Source organism: Halobacillus sp. BBL2006, from assembly GCF_000786645.1.
Classification (GTDB): Bacteria; Bacillota; Bacilli; order Bacillales; family Halobacillaceae; genus Halobacillus.
In genome coordinates this window covers 1-3,392 of the sequence record NZ_JRNX01000336.1, presented here as the reverse complement: position 1 = coordinate 3,392, position 3,392 = coordinate 1, and the positions used below count along the sequence as shown (strand labels likewise).

The window sequence follows — 3,392 nt, the reverse complement described above, 5'->3', positions numbered from 1 at the left end:
TGTTCCCTTCCCCGCCAATAGAATTAACTTTTACACCGTTATCGACTAAACTCCTGTAGGTTTTTTCTATGTCATCAGGAATAAAGTTATAGTATTTTGTTACACCGAAATAATTCTCTGGAAAATCCATGGGCTTGTGATTGGGTGTCCGCACAAGACAGATGACGGTCTGCGACTCCTCTGCCAGCTTCATTGTTACGGCTTCTTTTTCTACATGAAGCGGTTTACAGCCTAACTTCTCTTCATACCACTTGGCGGAATGAGAAGGGTTTTTAACAGGGATAAAAGCCCCTTCCATTCCTCTTAGCAATGACTTCGACATTTGTATAACCTCCCTATTCAACTTATTAATAACCTTCTATTTTTCTTCGTACAACCCTCTATAATTTTGTAATCTAAAAAAAGCCACATTCTTTGATTATGAATGCGGCTTTTCGTATTATTCAACTCTATCTTCTCGAACTCAAGTACTTAGGTGGGCGATCGATTATATATTTTCTATCTAGAATGCATTTGCTTCATTGACTTTTGCGTGCCATTCTTTTTGACGTTTCATCTGTAACAGATTGCGGTAAAAAGCCAGTCGGCTGACTTCATATACTACTAGGCTAACAATGGCCCCAACCACAAACAGGAGTGCTCCGAGGATTAATCCTACCCCTGTCAGGACAAACAACCCGAGCAAAGTCCCTTTATGGCCATTCATTAAGGAAAAGCTGTTTTTAATACTAGGGAAGATTCCTGCCTTAGGATCATCATACAAAATATACATCGCTTGAGAGATTCCTAAGTACAGCCAAATAATAAATGAGAATAGTAATAAGTAAACAAAGAAAACTCCACCCGTTTTTAAGGTAACACCGCCTACATAGGAAAACAGTGTCCCTATTCCCGCATAGATGGTCATCATACCGATCAGGTAAAGCAAAAAGTTCGTAATAAACAAGACAACGATCCCCTTCAAAAGGAGCAAAGGATTTCAAAAAGGATAAATGATAGCGTTCAAAAACCTTTTTCGCATCGTCTGTTGGGTAAGCGATATGTAATCAATCAGGATAAAGAAGAGAATGCTGTTTATCAGGGCTCCTAACAATAAGGATTGAAGCGTTTCAGAACTTGCCACAGCCATTGGACTCATTTGAATACTAATTGAACCCTGGATAGGCAACGTTTCTATGAAAAGCTTAATAAGGTAACATAAAATAACCATCCCTATAATTCTAAGCCAATTTCCATTTAGTCTGTCGAAAGCATCTTTCAATACTGTTTTCATCATGCCAACGATCTCCTTACACGTTTATAAACTCTGTCCCGCATTCTACGTCAACCTGTCATATCCTGCAACTCTCTGTAGGTAATCTTCATCACAACTTTACGACAAGCATCCCCCGTGAAACAATGATAATATCCCTTTTAATTGGAGGCGTTTTCCATGAACAAATGGATCTTTATCGCTTTGTTGATCGTCTCGATCGGTTACTTTACCATTAAGAGCTTTGGGCCAGATTATACAGGTGAAATCATCGATAAAAACCTTCAAGATAATGGCCGCCACCTGCTTGTTCGTGTAGAAAAAGCAAAAGGACAGGGAGATATCGATTCCCTCTGGCTAAAGAAAAATAAGGAGATAAATAATGATCAGCTTAAAATAGGGCAGCACATCAAGATTTGGACAGCTGATTTCTTAATTGAAACAAAACCGCCTATCGCATACCCTGAGAAGTTGGAAGCTATTAAAAAGTAAGCCAAGAGAGAATAAGCTACCAAGAAAAACCTCCTTCTTTTATGCTGACGAATGCATGGATATAGAAATAGAAAAGTCCCGTCTGCATCAGACGGGACTTTTCCATAACCATAAGTTAGACTTGATCACGTATTAAAATGTAACCTCTTGACCATAGTAAGCAGCCACAAAGAGTTTCTTCATTTCTTCCACGGATGTTTCACGAGGATTGGTTCCTGTACATGGATCTTCAACAGCGTTCTTCGCCATCGTATCTACATGTTCATTAAATAGCTCTTCAGAAACGCCGAATTCTTGAAGTGTATTCGGAACATCCATCTCACGATTCAATTCTCGGACCCACTCGATCAGGGAGTCAACAAGTTCTTTATCAGTTTGACCTGTGAGACCGATACGTCTCGCTAGTGCTGCATAGCGTTCTTCTACGACGCTTCGGTTGAATTGAATGACATAAGGAAGGTAAATCGCGTTAGCACAGCCATGCGGTACTTCAAATGTCGGACCACTTTTGTGAGCTAAGCTGTGAACGTTACCTAGTACTGCATTCGCAAAGGCCATTCCAGCCATTGCTTGTGCATAATGGACTTCTTCACGGCCATCCTTGTCACCCTTATAGGATGCTAGAAGGTTATTCTTCAAAATTTCAGCAGCCTCAATCGCCAGTGAATTCGTGAAAGTCGTACGCGGTTTGGCTACATAAGCTTCAATACTGTGAGTGACCGCATCCATTCCAGAATAAGCTGTCACACGTTTAGGCATAGACTCCACCATCACTGGATCGATAACTGCGAAATCGGGTGTCAGTTCGAAATCAGCGAGTGGATATTTGACGCCTGTTTCGGAATCTGTGATGACCGTTAAGTTCGAAATCTCTGATGCCGTTCCACTCGTCGTCGGAATCCCAATGAATTTGGCTTTAGAACGAAGGCGAGGCAGCTCGAATGGTTTTGTCGCATCTTCAAAGGATAAGTCTGGATGTTCATAGAACAACCATAAAGCTTTTGCAGCATCCATTGGTGAACCGCCACCAATGCCGATGATCCAATCCGGTTGAAAATCATTCAGAATATGCAAGTGATCATTCACTAGCTGGGTAGAAGGTTCTTCCTTCACCCCTTCAATCAGTTTAGTTTCTATATTTGCTTCAGATAGATTCTTTTCAATTTTTTCTAGATTGCCATTTTCTTTAACGGAACCTCCACCAATAACGAGCAAGGCTTTAGTTCCTTCAACTGATTTCAATATATCTAGAGCATTTTCTCCAAAATAAATATCACGTGGAATTGTAAATCGATTCATTGTATCTCCTCCAATTCATTATTACGGACACATTTGGAGATGTAGCCGAAATAGAAGATCCATAAACAAATGAATGCGTTTAACTGAGTAATTAGGTACAATTGTCACCGTTATTTTAATTCGTTAGAACTATTTTCCATCACGACCTTTTAAACTTTCATCTAATTTAGAATCCCTAAGACAATTCAACTTACGTGCAGTTATCTGGAAGACTTTATTCGGAGATAACTTGGGTTACTAGAAACTGAGTCTTCTGAAAAAGGGAGCTCTACAGTCACCGTCGATATCTATTGAGCCTGCAAGAACAAAAGCGTAAGCGCCTTACTTAGTTATTCAATGAATGTTCAAC

5 protein-coding genes are annotated in these 3,392 nt (G+C 40.0%); 1 reads left to right on the top strand and 4 read right to left on the bottom strand.

Annotated features, from left to right (window positions below; genetic code table 11):
• The 3 genes from LD39_RS10700 to LD39_RS10690 form a co-directional block, all read right to left on the bottom strand.
• On the bottom strand, positions 1-322 hold a 322-nt coding region (locus LD39_RS10700), incomplete at its 3' end, for a VOC family protein (RefSeq protein WP_035546121.1).
• A 180-nt stretch (positions 323-502) separates the two neighbouring features.
• Positions 503-946 (bottom strand): DUF975 family protein, encoded by a 444-nt coding sequence (locus LD39_RS10695; protein ID WP_035546117.1) that lies wholly within the window; start codon positions 944-946, stop codon positions 503-505.
• Between the two features lie 33 nt (positions 947-979).
• On the bottom strand, positions 980-1,276 hold the full coding sequence (locus LD39_RS10690; protein WP_035546115.1) for a hypothetical protein: 297 nt from the start codon (positions 1,274-1,276) through the stop codon (positions 980-982).
• A 156-nt stretch (positions 1,277-1,432) separates the two neighbouring features.
• Between LD39_RS10690 and LD39_RS10685 the strand changes: the two genes are divergently transcribed.
• A complete protein-coding gene (locus LD39_RS10685) occupies positions 1,433-1,744 on the top strand; it encodes a hypothetical protein (RefSeq protein WP_035546113.1) in 312 nt (103 codons plus the stop codon).
• A gap of 132 nt (positions 1,745-1,876) precedes the next feature.
• On the opposite strand, the gene LD39_RS10680 is transcribed toward LD39_RS10685, so the two are convergent.
• On the bottom strand, positions 1,877-3,043 hold the full coding sequence (locus tag LD39_RS10680; RefSeq protein WP_035546111.1) for an iron-containing alcohol dehydrogenase: 1,167 nt from the start codon (positions 3,041-3,043) through the stop codon (positions 1,877-1,879).
• Between the last annotated feature and the right edge of the window lie 349 nt (positions 3,044-3,392).